At 50.8% G+C, this 13,466-nt stretch carries 12 protein-coding genes; 10 read left to right on the top strand and 2 right to left on the bottom strand.

Translation table 11 applies throughout. The annotated features are described in order from the left end of the window. Nucleotides 1–4 precede the first annotated feature (4 nt). The 3 genes from araH to otsA all read left to right on the top strand — a co-directional run bounded on the left by araH (nt 5) and on the right by otsA (nt 3,366). On the top strand, nt 5–991 hold the full coding sequence (gene araH, locus OGX86_RS09705; RefSeq protein ID WP_003034609.1) for an L-arabinose ABC transporter permease AraH: 987 nt from the start codon (nt 5–7) through the stop codon (nt 989–991). Between the two features lie 175 nt (nt 992–1,166). Continuing rightward, entirely contained in the window at nt 1,167–1,970 is an 804-nt protein-coding gene (gene otsB, locus OGX86_RS09700) for a trehalose-phosphatase (RefSeq protein WP_032943806.1), read from the top strand. Then, nucleotides 1,945–3,366 (top strand): alpha,alpha-trehalose-phosphate synthase, encoded by a 1,422-nt coding sequence (gene otsA, locus OGX86_RS09695; protein WP_008785073.1) that lies wholly within the window; start codon nt 1,945–1,947, stop codon nt 3,364–3,366. The genes otsB and otsA overlap by 26 nt, the downstream gene beginning before the upstream one ends. Nucleotides 3,367–3,383: 17 nt before the next feature. Here otsA and uspC read toward each other — a convergent pair whose 3' ends face one another. Beyond that, nucleotides 3,384–3,812, bottom strand: a complete 429-nt coding sequence (uspC, locus tag OGX86_RS09690; protein ID WP_008785072.1) for a universal stress protein UspC — start codon at nt 3,810–3,812, stop codon at nt 3,384–3,386. A gap of 793 nt (nt 3,813–4,605) precedes the next feature. Here uspC and flhD point away from each other — a divergent pair. From flhD to cheW, 6 genes are all read left to right on the top strand, one after another. Next, nucleotides 4,606–4,947: a flagellar transcriptional regulator FlhD gene (flhD, locus tag OGX86_RS09685; RefSeq protein ID WP_003034622.1), complete on the top strand. Its 342-nt coding sequence runs from the start codon at nt 4,606–4,608 to the stop codon at nt 4,945–4,947. Continuing rightward, nucleotides 4,944–5,528, top strand: coding sequence for a flagellar transcriptional regulator FlhC (gene flhC / locus OGX86_RS09680; protein ID WP_008785071.1), 585 nt, complete (start codon nt 4,944–4,946; stop codon nt 5,526–5,528). The genes flhD and flhC overlap by 4 nt, the downstream gene beginning before the upstream one ends. 124 nt (nt 5,529–5,652) lie before the next feature. Further along, nucleotides 5,653–6,540, top strand: a complete 888-nt coding sequence (motA, locus tag OGX86_RS09675; protein WP_003034628.1) for a flagellar motor stator protein MotA — start codon at nt 5,653–5,655, stop codon at nt 6,538–6,540. Continuing rightward, nucleotides 6,537–7,466, top strand: a complete 930-nt coding sequence (gene motB, locus OGX86_RS09670; RefSeq protein ID WP_003034631.1) for a flagellar motor protein MotB — start codon at nt 6,537–6,539, stop codon at nt 7,464–7,466. The genes motA and motB overlap by 4 nt, the downstream gene beginning before the upstream one ends. 4 nt (nt 7,467–7,470) lie before the next feature. Then, nucleotides 7,471–9,507, top strand: a complete 2,037-nt coding sequence (cheA, locus tag OGX86_RS09665) for a chemotaxis protein CheA (protein WP_286639903.1) — start codon at nt 7,471–7,473, stop codon at nt 9,505–9,507. 20 nt (nt 9,508–9,527) lie between these two features. Continuing rightward, nucleotides 9,528–10,031: a chemotaxis protein CheW gene (cheW, locus tag OGX86_RS09660; protein ID WP_003034638.1), complete on the top strand. Its 504-nt coding sequence runs from the start codon at nt 9,528–9,530 to the stop codon at nt 10,029–10,031. 76 nt (nt 10,032–10,107) lie between these two features. On the opposite strand, the gene OGX86_RS09655 is transcribed toward cheW, so the two are convergent. Next, nucleotides 10,108–11,367 (bottom strand): dicarboxylate/amino acid:cation symporter, encoded by a 1,260-nt coding sequence (locus tag OGX86_RS09655; RefSeq protein WP_048224221.1) that lies wholly within the window; start codon nt 11,365–11,367, stop codon nt 10,108–10,110. Between the two features lie 406 nt (nt 11,368–11,773). Here OGX86_RS09655 and tar point away from each other — a divergent pair, with 406 nt between their 5' ends. Then, nucleotides 11,774–13,429 carry a methyl-accepting chemotaxis protein II gene (gene tar / locus OGX86_RS09650; RefSeq protein ID WP_003833879.1) on the top strand — a complete coding sequence of 552 codons (1,656 nt, stop codon included), beginning with the start codon at nt 11,774–11,776 and terminating at the stop codon, nt 13,427–13,429. The last annotated feature ends 37 nt before the right edge of the window (nt 13,430–13,466 follow it).

Genomic DNA, 13,466 nt, shown 5'->3' with positions numbered 1-13,466 from the left:
TATGATGTCTTCCGTTTCTACATCGGGTTCTGGCGCAGCGAAGTCGGCGCTAAATCTGGGCCGCATTTGGGATCAATACGGCATGCTGGTGGTGTTCGCCGTGCTGTTCCTGGTTTGTTCCCTCTTTGTGCCAAACTTTGCGACTTTCATCAACATGAAGGGGTTAGGGCTGGCGGTATCGATGTCGGGTATGGTTGCCTGCGGGATGCTGTTTTGCCTGGCATCCGGTGATTTCGACCTGTCTGTCGCGTCTGTAATTGCCTGTGCTGGTGTAACCACTGCCGTAGTCATTAACATGACCGAAAGTCTGTGGATTGGCGTGGCTGCCGGGCTGCTACTCGGTATTCTGTGTGGCCTGGTCAATGGGTTCGTGATTGCGCGGTTAAAAATTAACGCCCTGATCACTACTCTTGCGACAATGCAGATTGTACGTGGTCTGGCCTATATTATCTCCGACGGTAAGGCAGTCGGGATTGAAGACGAGCGTTTCTTCACACTCGGCTATGCTAACTGGTTTGGTCTGCCGGCGCCTATCTGGATCACGGTCGTTTGTTTCATTGTCTTTGGCTTACTGCTGAACAAAACCACGTTTGGGCGTAATACACTGGCCATTGGGGGCAATGAAGAGGCGGCGCGCCTGGCTGGGGTTCCGGTTGTTCGTACCAAGATTATTATCTTTATTCTTTCCGGTCTGGTATCCGCCATTGCCGGGATTATCCTCGCATCGCGTATGACCAGCGGCCAGCCAATGACCTCAATCGGTTATGAGTTGATCGTTATTTCGGCCTGCGTGTTAGGGGGCGTTTCGCTTAAAGGCGGCATCGGAAAAATCTCATATGTGGTGGCCGGGGTGTTGATCCTGGGGACGGTTGAGAATGCGATGAACCTGCTGAATATCTCTCCGTTCGCGCAGTATGTGGTACGTGGCCTCATCCTGCTGGCGGCGGTGATCTTCGACCGTTACAAGCAAAAAGCGAAGCGTACCGTTTGATGATTTAAACCCCAACTTTTTAGTCTAGCTTCTGCCCGTCGCCAGCCGCTACCCGGCTGGCGATTGTTTTTTCAAATGGCGAGCATGGTCACACTGTCTATACTTATATCCGTCATACATCATCTATATGCCGCGATCCGCGTGGCGTTCTGACCATGATGAGGAGGATAACCGGGTGACAGCATCACTGACTTTACCCCCTGAACAATCTGCAAACTGTGCTTACTTTTTTGATCTCGATGGGACACTTGCTGAGATTAAACCTTTTCCCGACCAGGTCGTTGTCCCGAAGACAATCCTGCAATGTCTACATCGGTTAGCGACGCAGAATGCGGATGCGCTGGCATTGATTTCAGGGCGCTCAATGGTTGAGCTTGACGCACTCACTACTCCGTTTCGTTTTCCGCTTGCCGGAGTGCATGGGGCAGAACGCCGTGACATCAATGGTCAAACGCACATAGTAAACCTACCTGAAGGTATCGAACGTGAAGCCGGGGCGTTATTACACGCAGCGTTGGTGACGTTACCGGGGACAACACTTGAAACCAAAGGCATGGCCTTCGCGTTGCATTATCGCCAGGCACCCGAACACGAAGCGGCGCTGGTTACGCTGGCTGAACGCATCACGCGCAGATGGCCGCAGCTTGCTCTGCAGCACGGAAAATGTGTCGTGGAAATAAAGCCTAAGGGCAGTAATAAAGGCGACGCGATAGCTGCATTTATGCAGGAAGCGCCTTTTGCTGGCCGGATCCCTGTGTTTTTCGGTGATGATCTGACAGATGAAACAGGGTTTGCTGTAGTTAACCGCGCTGGCGGTATTTCTGTAAAGGTAGGGAGCGGGCCGACGCAGGCAACATGGCGTCTGGATGGTGTCAGGGATGTCTGGCACTGGCTGGAGAAAAATAACTCTTCGCAGCAAGAACCGAAAGCAACGAATAACAGAAGAGGTGGCTATGAGTCGTTTAGTCGTAGTATCTAATCGTATCGCCTCACCAGATGACAAAGGGAGCGCGGGTGGGCTCGCGGTCGGTGTACTGGGCGCGTTAAAAGCTGCTGGTGGTTTATGGTTTGGCTGGAGTGGTGATACAGGTAATGAGGATAAACCGTTAAAAAAGGTCACCCGTGGCAATATCACCTGGGCCTCGTTTAATTTGAGTGAGCAAGATTACGAAGAGTATTACTGCCAGTTTTCAAATGCGGTTTTATGGCCCGCGTTTCACTATCGATTGGATTTAGTTCAGTTTCAGCGCTCTGCCTGGGAAGGTTACCAACGGGTTAATGCCTTACTGGTAGATAAACTTCTGCCGTTGCTTGGCGATGACGACATTATTTGGGTTCATGATTACCATCTGTTGCCGTTTGCCTGCGAGCTGCGTAAGCGCGGCGTGCGCAATCGCATCGGTTTTTTCCTGCATATTCCTTTTCCGACGCCGGAAATTTTTAATGCGCTCCCGCCACATCTGGCGCTGCTTGAGCAAATGTGTGATTTTGATTTGCTTGGTTTCCAGACCGAAAACGATCGTCAGGCTTTTCTGGACTGTCTCGCAGCCCAGACTCGGGTGTCCACGCATAAAGATAAGCAGCACCTGGCATGGGGAAAAGCGTTTCGCACTCAGGTTTATCCCATCGGTATTGAACCGGATGAGATTGCTCGACAGGCGTCCGGTCCGCTGCCACCAAAATTGGCACAGCTAAAAGCGGAGCTTAAAAATGTGCAGAATATTTTCTCCGTGGAGCGTCTGGATTACTCCAAAGGCTTGCCGGAGCGCTTTCAGGCCTATGAGGCCTTACTGGAACATTATCCGCAGCACCACGGTAAAATTCGCTATACGCAGATAGCACCGACCTCGCGTGAAGAGGTGCAGGCCTATCAGGATATTCGCCACCAACTGGAAACAGAGGCAGGGCGAATCAACGGCAAATATGGGCAACTGGGCTGGACGCCGCTTTACTATCTGAACCAGTATTTTGATCGTAAATTGCTGATGAAGATCTTCCGCTACTCTGATGTAGGGTTGGTGACCCCGTTGCGCGATGGTATGAACCTGGTGGCGAAAGAGTTTGTGGCCGCACAGGATCCTGCTAACCCTGGCGTGCTGGTTTTATCGCAATTTGCCGGGGCGGCGAACGAGTTAACCTCCGCGCTTATTGTTAATCCTTATGACCGGGATGAAGTGGCAGGCGCATTAAACCAGGCGCTGACGATGCCACTTACCGAACGTATCTCGCGCCACGCTGAAATGCTTGAGACTATCGTTAAAAACGATATCGACAACTGGCAGGCGACGTTCATTTGCGATCTTAAAACGGTCACGCCGCGTCGGAGTCAATGCCAACTGCCAGACAATATCTCTTCCTGTTCTAAACTCGCATGAAGTCGTGGCACAGTGGATTAATCTCCAGCTAGCGGAACCAGAAGAACGTCCACCTGGCTGGTATGAATCACGCTTTTCGCTGAACAGGATGCGCGCGAAAAAAAACTGTGGTTATGATTGCCGTAAATGACCAGATCAACGGCGTGTTTGCGGCATACATCCAGGATATGTTCATTCAGAGCCCCATAGGTAATAAAGGTATGTTCAATGGGGTATTCTGCTTCTTTGCTAAGTTTGTCGATAAAATCCTGAGTCTCTTCTTGCATCACTTCACGCAGGTCTTCCAGCATGGGGGCAGCAAACTGGTTATACAGTTCGGGGTCTGAGACCAGGGTAATCAGGCTAATTCGGGCGTTGACAGGGCGAGCGATAGAAACCGCCTTGTCTAACAACTGCTGACTTTCAGGGGTGGCGGCAACAGCAACAAGAATGTGCGAATAGCTCATAACTCGCTCCTTTTTTTCAAGAATTATGAGAGGGCTTTTCAGCTTTACTCAGCTTACCCCATACTGCAACGTTTCCCGCCTCGATAGTGTGAATGTCATCATGATTATTCATTAATTATTCTTATAAATAGAATAATCGATTCATATTAGTTGCAGATATGTTCAGGTTACTTAAGTGAAACCCACCGCTAATGAAAACAATGTGTTAATAAAAATCAAACATATATTAACATTTGCAAGGTCGTCACATCGCGGTATTAATTAATCACTCTAAATATTTAACTTATTGTTTCTAAAGAATTTAATTAAAAAAGTTTTTTGAGTTAAATATGTGATCCAGCTCGCTATTTCACGGCGTGATATTAACGGATGTGAACAAAATACTATTCGGTTTTATTGCAAGAATATTCGTACATCAGGAATTGAAATAGATGATTGCGGATTAAAAAATAAGCAAAGTAAAAGCTGCGCTGATGGATTTATGTTAAGTGTTTGGCTGGTTTATGTGATCTTGATCACATATTCTTTAAATTCGCAGCATACCTCCGTTGTATGTGTAACTGACGGCGGGTAGAGTTGCGTCGAATTAGGAAAAATCTTAGACATTTGTAAGAATTGATGTGAGCTTGTAAGGGACGCTGCCTTCTTAAAAGGGAATGTTTAGACAACGCGTAAGTGTCGTCACGCTGCTATGTATTTGACCTTTTGCTTTTTTTTACCGGGCCTTCCCGGCGACATCACGGGGTGCGGTTTTACCGCATGAAAACAATGTTGGTTATTATGGATGCAAATAATGCATACATCCGAGTTGCTGAAACACATCTATGACATCAATTTGTCATATTTATTGCTTGCACAGCGTTTGATCGTTCAGGACAAAGCATCTGCGATGTTTCGCCTTGGTATCAGCGAGGAAATGGCGGACACGTTGGCAACATTAACACTTCCTCAAATGGTCAAACTGGCCGAAACAAACCAACTGGTATGTCATTTCCGTTTCGACGATCACCAGACTGTTACTCGCCTGACGCAAGACTCCCGCGTTGACGATCTTCAGCAAATTCATACTGGTATCATGCTTTCAACACGCCTGTTAAGCGACATCGATGATGCAGCACGTAAGAAAAGGGCTTGATGATGAGCGAAAAAAGCATTGTTCAGGAAGCGCGTGATATCCAGTTAGCAATGGAATTAATCACATTGGGCGCCCGTTTGCAAATGCTGGAAAGCGAAACGCAATTAAGCCGTGGTCGATTAATCAAGCTGTACAAAGAATTACGCGGTAGTCCTCCGCCAAAAGGGATGCTCCCGTTTTCCACCGACTGGTTTATGACGTGGGAACAAAATATTCATGCGTCGATGTTTTGCAATGCATGGCAATTCCTGCTCAAAACGGGTCTCTGTAGCGGCGTGGATGCCGTGATCAAGGCGTATCGGTTATATCTTGAGCAGTGTCCGCAGCCTGAAGAAGGGCCATTGTTGGCGTTAACCCGCGCGTGGACGCTGGTGCGATTTGTCGACAGCGGATTGCTGGAGTTGTCCCAATGCAATTGCTGCGGTGGGAATTTTATCACCCACGCACACCAACCCGCAGGCAGCTTTGCCTGTAGTTTATGCCAACCGCCATCACGGGCCGTAAAAAGACGTAAACTTTCCCAGAATGCTGCCGATATTATTCCACAACTGCTGGATGAACAGATCGAACAGGCTGTTTAACTGATACGGTGTGGATGAACACTCCAGCAGCGGTAAGCGATTACCGCTGCTTTTTTTTGTCCTGACCTTACGTTAATTGCCCGACTGCGCATCCTGTCATAGTCAATTGCGAAAGGATGATGTCGTGCTTATCTTATTAGGTTACCTGGTTGTTATTGGTACAGTTTTCGGCGGTTACATGATGACCGGCGGACACCTTGGGGCACTCTATCAACCGGCTGAGCTGGTGATTATCGGTGGTGCGGGTATTGGGGCATTCATCGTCGGCAATAACGGGAAAGCCATCAAAGGGACGATGAAAGCGATCCCGTTGCTTTTCCGTCGTTCGAAATACACCAAAGCGATGTATATGGATCTGCTGGCGCTCTTGTATCGCCTGATGGCCAAGTCACGTCAACAGGGCATGTTCTCGCTTGAACGCGACATCGAAAACCCAAAAGAAAGTGAAATCTTCGCCAGCTATCCGCGCATTCTTGCGGATGCTGTGATGCTTGATTTTATTGTCGATTATCTGCGCCTGATCATCAGCGGCAACATGAATACGTTTGAGATTGAAGCGCTGATGGACGAAGAAATTGAGACTCATGAGAGCGAAGCCGAAGTTCCGGCGAATAGCCTGGCGATGGTTGGCGACTCGCTACCGGCATTCGGGATCGTCGCGGCCGTTATGGGTGTTGTGCATGCGCTGGCTTCTGCCGATCGCCCGGCAGCAGAGCTGGGTGCGTTGATTGCGCATGCGATGGTGGGAACATTCCTCGGTATTTTGCTGGCCTATGGATTTATTTCTCCGCTTGCCAGCGTTCTGCGCCAGAAAAGCGCTGAAACAACCAAAATGATGCAGTGCGTGAAGATAACGCTGCTCTCCAATCTGAATGGTTACGCGCCGCCGATTGCCGTTGAATTTGGTCGTAAGACACTGTACTCCAGCGAACGTCCTTCGTTTATCGAACTGGAAGAACATGTTCGTGCGGTGAGAAATCCAACTGCGCAACAGACGACCGAGGACGCATGAAAAATCAGGCCCATCCCATTATCGTTGTAAAGCGACGCAAACATAAGAATCACGGTGGTGGGGCGCACGGCTCGTGGAAAATCGCCTACGCCGATTTTATGACCGCAATGATGGCCTTCTTTCTGGTGATGTGGCTCATTTCTATTTCCAGCCCTAAAGAATTGATCCAGATTGCCGAATATTTCCGTACACCGCTGGCCACCGCAGTGACCGGGGGAAATCGTATTTCGAATAGCCAAAGCCCGATTCCAGGCGGCGGGGATGATTACACCCAGCAACAGGGCGAGGTGAACAAGCAGCCGAATATTGATGACCTGAGAAAACGTATGGAACAGAGCCGCTTGAGCAAACTTCGCGGCGATCTCGATCAACTGATTGAATCCGATCCCAAACTGCGAGCGCTGCGTCCGCATTTAAAGATTGATTTAGTTCAGGAAGGGCTGCGGATACAGATTATCGACAGTCAGAATCGACCGATGTTTAAGACCGGTAGCGCTGAAGTTGAGCCCTACATGCGCGATATCCTGCGCGCGATTGCTCCAGTGCTCAACGGGATCCCTAACCGGATCAGTCTTTCCGGTCACACGGATGATTACCCTTACGCGAATGGTGAGAAAGGGTACAGCAACTGGGAATTGTCTGCCGATCGCGCAAATGCATCGCGTCGCGAGCTGGTTAGCGGCGGTCTGGATGATGGAAAAGTATTACGTGTGGTAGGTATGGCCGCCACGATGCGTCTGAGCGATCGCGGTCCTGAAGACGCTATCAACCGCCGTATTAGCCTGCTGGTTCTCAATAAGCAGGCAGAAGAGGCCATTTTGCATGAAAACGCTGAAAGCCAGAATGAGCCGGTAAGTGTCTTACAACGGCCAGCGGAACTCCCGCCGGTAAGCGTTCCCACATCGCCACCAGCCAATCCGAGGTGATAGCGTGAGCATGGATATTAGCGATTTTTATCAGACATTTTTTGATGAAGCTGACGAACTGTTGGCTGATATGGAGCAACACCTTCTTGATTTGGTTCCTGAAGCCCCGGATTCCGAACAGCTGAATGCCATTTTTCGTGCAGCGCACTCGATTAAAGGCGGGGCGGGCACCTTCGGCTTTACCATTTTGCAGGAAACGACCCATCTGATGGAAAACCTGCTGGATGAAGCGCGGCGTGGCGAGATGCAGCTCAATGCCGACATTATCAACCTGTTTTTGGAAACGAAAGATATTATGCAGGAACAGCTCGACGCCTATAAAAGCTCAGTGGAGCCTGATGCCGAAAGTTTTGAGTACATCTGCCAGGCATTACGGCAGTTAGCGCTCGAAGCGAAAGGTGAAACCGCACCGGCAGTAGTTAACTCAGCAAAACTGAGCGTTGTTGACAGCGCCGCGATGCAGGAAGAGGCGGTTGCAAAGCCTGAACCCGCCAGTGAAGAGAGCAAAAAACGCATTACTCTCTCGCGCCTGAAAGCCAGCGAAGTGGATTTACTGGAAGAGGAACTGGGGAATCTGGCGACCTTAACCGATGTGGTAAAAGGAAGCGACACGTTATCAGCAACGCTTGATGGCAACCTCGCAGAAGATGACATCATCGCGGTGCTTTGCTTTGTCATTGAAGCTGACCAAATTGAATTCGAAACCGTCAGCGCAGCGCCTGTGGCAGTTGAAGCTGAAGAGGTGGCTGTTGTCACTGAGCCGCAGCCGGTTGCTGTGGCACCTGCGGTGAAAGCTACCGCCAGTGAAGCACCACATAGCCGCGCGGAACGTGAAAAACCCGCCCGCGCCAGCGAGTCGACCAGTATCCGCGTAGCGGTTGAAAAGGTTGATCAGCTTATTAACCTGGTCGGTGAGTTGGTGATCACCCAGTCGATGCTGGCCCAGCGCTCTAACGAACTGGATCCTGTCAATCATGGCGATCTCATCACCAGTATGGGTCAGTTACAACGTAACGCCCGCGATTTGCAAGAGTCGGTGATGTCGATTCGTATGATGCCAATGGAGTACGTGTTCAGCCGTTTCCCTCGTCTGGTGCGCGATCTGGCCGGTAAGCTGGGTAAACAGGTCGAGCTGACGCAGGTAGGTAGTTCAACCGAACTCGATAAGAGCCTGATTGAACGCATCATCGATCCGTTGACGCACCTGGTGCGTAACAGCCTCGACCATGGTATCGAATTGCCGGAAAAACGCCTTGAATCTGGCAAAAGCCCAATCGGCAATCTGACGCTTTCCGCGGAGCATCAGGGCGGGAATATTTGTATTGAAGTGACCGATGATGGCGCTGGCCTGAACCGCGAACGTATCCTGGCTAAAGCTGTCTCTCAGGGCATGCCGATCCACGAAAACATGAGCGATGACGAAGTGGGTATGTTGATCTTCGCGCCAGGCTTTTCGACCGCCGAACAGGTGACGGATGTTTCCGGACGCGGCGTGGGTATGGATGTGGTGAAGCGAAATATCCAGGAGATGGGCGGCCATGTTGAGATCCAGTCTAAACAGGGACAGGGGACCACTATTCGCATTCTGCTGCCGCTGACGCTGGCGATCCTCGACGGGATGTCCGTGCGTGTGGCCGATGAGGTCTTCATTCTGCCACTGAATGCCGTTATGGAATCGCTGCAACCGCGCGAAGAAGATCTCCATCCGCTGGCCGGAGGAGAGCGCGTTCTGGAAGTGCGTGGCGAATATTTACCACTGGTTGAGTTGTGGAAAGTCTTTGAGGTTGAAGGCGCTAAAACTGAAGCGACTCAGGGCATAGTGGTCATTTTACAAAGTGCAGGGCGTCGCTATGCGCTGCTGGTCGATCAGTTAATTGGCCAACACCAGGTAGTGGTCAAAAACCTGGAAAGCAACTACCGCAAAGTGCCAGGTATTTCTGCTGCAACGATCCTCGGCGACGGCAGCGTCGCGCTGATTGTCGATGTCTCTGCATTGCAGGGGTTAAACCGCGAACAACGTGTGGCGATCACAGCCGCCTGATTGAGTGAGAAGGGAATAATATGACCGGTATGAGTAATGTAACTAAACTGGCCGGCGAACCGTCAGGTCAGGAATTCCTCGTGTTTACGCTGGGGGATGAAGAGTACGGTATCGATATCCTGAAAGTGCAGGAAATCCGTGGTTATGATCAGGTGACGCGCATCGCTAACACGCCTGCGTTTATCAAAGGCGTCACAAACCTGCGTGGTGTGATTGTGCCTATCGTCGACCTGCGCGTGAAATTTAGCCAGAGCGATGTGGATTACAACGAAAACACAGTGGTGATTGTGCTGAATCTGGGTCAGCGGGTGGTTGGAATTGTGGTAGATGGCGTCTCGGATGTGCTGTCGCTGACAACGGATCAAATCCGTCCGGCACCGGAGTTTGCGGTCACGCTGTCGACGGAATATTTGACGGGATTGGGTGCGCTGGGTGACCGGATGCTGATTCTGGTCAACATTGAGAAGCTGCTGAACAGCGAAGAAATGGCGCTGCTGGATATTGCCGCTTCCCACGTCGCATAATCGCCATAACTCATCCGGCCTACAATGATTGCTGTTGCAGGCCGGATTAGCGTAGCGCATCCGGCAGATTTCCCTCTTACGCTTCCCGCTCAACCAGCTCCGGTTCTTCTTCCAGTAAACCTTCATCCTGCGCCAGCATCGCCGTTGCAATCCCGTTACCTAATACGTTGATTGCTGAACGTCCCATATCCAGGAAGTGGTCAATTCCCATCAGCAACAGGATCCCGGCGACCGGAATGTTAAAGCTCGGGATGGTTGCAGCCAGCACTACCAGTGCTGAACGCGGCACACCGGCAATCCCTTTGGACGCCAGCATCAGCGTCAGCATCAGGACGGTGATTTCTGCGAAGGAGAGGTGAATATTATAGGCCTGCGCGATAAACATGGAGGCAAATGAACAATAGACCATGGAACCGACCAGGTTAAACGAATAACCGATAGGCAGCACGAATGACACGATGTTGGGTGAGCAGCCAAATTTAGTTAATTGCTCCAGCGTTTTCGGATAAGCAGCTTCGGAACTGCTGGTGGTGAAGGCGACCAGAACCGGGTCTTTCAGCATGCTCACCAGGCGGAATACCTCTTTTTTTAGCATCACATAACCCACAGCCAGCAGAACCAGGCAGGTCAGCAAAATAGCCACATAGTAGCCGCCGATGAACGAGGCATAGTTGAGCAGAATCCCCAAACCCTGGGTAGAGATAACAGAGGAGATGGCGGCAAAAATTGCCAGCGGCGCAACGTACATCACGTAGCCGGTCACTTTGAGCATAATATGGGAAACCACATCCAGCGCCGCAACCAGCGGGGCGTTGAATTTCTCACCAAGGGATGCGCCGCCAATACCGAAGAACATTGAGAACACCACAATTTGCAGGATCTCATTGTTAGCCATCGCTTCGGCGATGCTGGTTGGAATGGTATGTGTCAGAAAACCTTTCAGGCTCATGCCGCCCACAGCCAGGCCGGTGTCGGTGGCTTCCAGCGGGATCGCCAGGTTCAGCCCGCTGCCGGGTTGCTCAAGGGAAACCACAAACAGACCGACCAGGATAGACAATATAGAAGAGCTGATAAACCAGAGCATCGCTTTGCCGCCCACGCGTCCGATGGTGGACGTTTCTCCCAGGCGCATAATACCAACGGTCAGGGTGCTGAATACTAAAGGCGCGATCACCATTTTAATCAGGCGTAAAAAGATGTCGGTAAGAAGCGTAATGTTATCGGCCCAGGCGGTCACGACGCCGGGGGAGGCATAAGAGTGGATCACCGCACCCGACAGGATCCCCGCCAGCATGAAGATCACGATAAACAACGTGAGTTTGTTTGCATTTGCCACTAAAAAGCCCTCAGTAAGGATTTAACATTTATTGATCGGTTACTCATTTTTTATACTTATTAAGTGGTAACGAGGTATTCATCATATAAATTGGATTAAAGCGTAAGCGGATACAACTTTTTTTAATTTTTTATCCATTTTGTTGTGGTATTTGCGATGCGTATGTGTGATCTCAATCACATAAAAATGCGTATTTCGGCCATTCTGACCGTGCTCACCGATAAAAATAAATGTTATTTACATGATAATTATGGTGTTTTTATGTGAATGATTTGTGGTTGCTGCGCACCCGTTTTATCTTCCCCTCGCCAGGCTTCACATCCCTTCAGGATTTCCTTTTCGCAAACGTAAAGTTATCTCAGCGAGTGCCGATAACGTTGATAACTCGTTTTCAGGAAGGTGCCTTATGTTTAACCGTATCCGCGTTGTCACAATGCTGATGATGGTGCTGGGGGTTTTCGCACTGCTACAGCTTGTTTCCGGTGGTCTGTTGTTTTCTTCATTGCAGCAGAATCAGCAAAGTTTTGTTATTTCAAACGATCTTCGACAGCAGCAAAGTGAACTTACCTCAACATGGGATCTGATGCTGCAGACACGAATCAATTTAAGCCGTTCTTCTGCGCGCATGATGATGGATGCGTCTAACCAGCAAAGCAGCGCTAAAAACGATCTGCTGAAGAATGCGAAAGCATCGCTGGCGCAGGCTGAAACGCATTACGCAAAATTTAAAAACATCACACCGTTGCCGGAAATGGCAGAAGCCAGCGGCAACGTTGAGGAAAAATATCAGCAGTACCATGCGGCCCTGGCAGAACTGGTTCAGTTTCTGGAAAGCGGAAATATGGACGCCTACTTCGCGCAGCCCACGCAGGGAATGCAAAACGCGCTCGGCGAGGCGCTGGGCAAGTACGCCAGCGTTAGCGAAAAGCTTTACGTCCAGGCATTTGATCAAAGCGCACGGGATTACCATTTCGCCCAATGGCAGCTTGGCGTGCTGGCCGTGGTGCTGGTGCTGATTCTGGTGGTGGTCTGGTATGGCATCCGTCATACTCTGCTTAATCCTCTGTCCCGTGTCATTGCCCATATCCGGGAAATCGCCAGCGGTAACCTGACCGCAACTCTCGCCGTTAGTGGCCGTAACGAAATCGGCGAGCTGGCCAGTACGGTTGATCATATGCAGCGCTCGCTGACGGAAACCGTCACTCTGGTGCGTGAAGGCTCTGATGCGATTTATTCCGGTACCAGCGAAATTGCCAGCGGGAACACCGACCTTTCATCTCGTACGGAACAGCAGGCGTCTGCACTGGAAGAGACCGCAGCCAGCATGGAACAGCTGACCGCAACCGTGAAGCAAAACGCGGACAACGCGCGTCAGGCCTCGCAACTGGCGAAAAGCGCGTCCGATACAGCGCAGCATGGCGGCAAAGTGGTTGATAGTGTGGTAAACACCATGCACGAAATCGCCGATAGCTCGAAGAAAATCGCCGACATCATCAGCGTTATCGATGGCATTGCCTTTCAGACCAACATTCTCGCACTGAACGCGGCAGTTGAAGCAGCACGCGCCGGTGAGCAAGGTCGCGGCTTTGCCGTGGTGGCGGGTGAAGTGCGTAATCTGGCAAGCCGCAGTGCGCAGGCGGCGAAAGAGATCAAAGCATTAATTGAGGATTCCGTTTCCCGGGTTGATACCGGTTCCGTACTGGTAGAAAGCGCCGGCGAAACAATGAACGACATCGTCAATGCCGTGACGCGGGTGACCGACATTATGGGCGAGATTGCCTCGGCATCTGATGAGCAAAGCCGGGGGATTGATCAGGTTGCGCTCGCGGTCTCTGAAATGGATCGCGTTACGCAGCAGAACGCCTCTTTGGTACAGGAGTCAGCTGCCGCAGCGGCCGCTCTTGAAGAACAGGCCAGTCGCTTAACGCAGTCGGTATCGACTTTCCGTCTTGCGTCACGTCCGGCCTCGACAAAACCACGCGATACACGATTACCAGCAGCCCCGAGCGCATCCTATCCGCGCCAGAGCATTGAACAAGATACGAATTGGGAAACATTTTGACTGATAGTTAAACCGCGGCCAGTGCCGCCCGATGGGA

Origin of the sequence: Citrobacter sp. Cpo040 (genome assembly GCF_030332915.1) — a bacterium.
GTDB classification, from domain to species: domain Bacteria; phylum Pseudomonadota; class Gammaproteobacteria; order Enterobacterales; family Enterobacteriaceae; genus Citrobacter; species Citrobacter portucalensis.
The sequence above is the reverse complement of the archived record's forward strand: the minus strand, read 5'-3'. Positions and strand labels throughout refer to the sequence as shown.

Bases quoted from the DNA above. Each gene is read 5' to 3' on its own strand.
- uspC (WP_008785072.1), bottom strand. From the start codon at position 3,812: ATGAGCTATTCGCACATTCTTGTTGCTGTTGCCGCCACCCCTGAAAGT.
- araH (WP_003034609.1), top strand. From the start codon at position 5: ATGTCTTCCGTTTCTACATCGGGTTCTGGCGCAGCGAAGTCGGCGCTA.
- tar (WP_003833879.1), top strand. From the start codon at position 11,774: ATGTTTAACCGTATCCGCGTTGTCACAATGCTGATGATGGTGCTGGGG.
- otsA (WP_008785073.1), top strand. From the start codon at position 1,945: ATGAGTCGTTTAGTCGTAGTATCTAATCGTATCGCCTCACCAGATGAC.
- flhD (WP_003034622.1), top strand. From the start codon at position 4,606: ATGCATACATCCGAGTTGCTGAAACACATCTATGACATCAATTTGTCA.
- motB (WP_003034631.1), top strand. From the start codon at position 6,537: ATGAAAAATCAGGCCCATCCCATTATCGTTGTAAAGCGACGCAAACAT.
- cheW (WP_003034638.1), top strand. From the start codon at position 9,528: ATGACCGGTATGAGTAATGTAACTAAACTGGCCGGCGAACCGTCAGGT.